This is a genomic window from Citrobacter sp. U14242, assembly GCF_046555775.1.
GTDB lineage: Bacteria > Pseudomonadota > Gammaproteobacteria > Enterobacterales > Enterobacteriaceae > Citrobacter.
Genome location: NZ_JBKGLW010000049.1, coordinates 1 through 217, shown reverse-complemented (window position 1 = coordinate 217; position 217 = coordinate 1). Strand labels below are relative to the sequence as shown.

The following is a 217-nucleotide window of genomic DNA, read 5'->3' as shown; positions in this document are numbered from 1 at the left end:
TCACGAACCAGCAAGTGGCGTCCCCTAGGGGATTCGAACCCCTGTTACCGCCGTGAAAGGGCGGTGTCCTGGGCCTCTAGACGAAGGGGACGTATAGTCTCAATCGCAAGACGCCTTGCTATTTACTTTTCATCAGACAATCTGTGTGAGCACTGCAAAGGTCGGTTCTTTAAGGTAAGGAGGTGATCCAACCGCAGGTTCCCCTACGGTTACCTTG

Annotated in this window: 1 tRNA gene; it reads right to left on the bottom strand. The window is 53.5% G+C overall.

Going from position 1 to position 217, the window contains the following annotated elements:
- Nucleotides 1-15 precede the first annotated feature (15 nt).
- A tRNA-Glu gene (locus tag ACLJXE_RS24395) sits at nucleotides 16-91 on the bottom strand.
- Nucleotides 92-217: the final 126 nt, after the last annotated feature.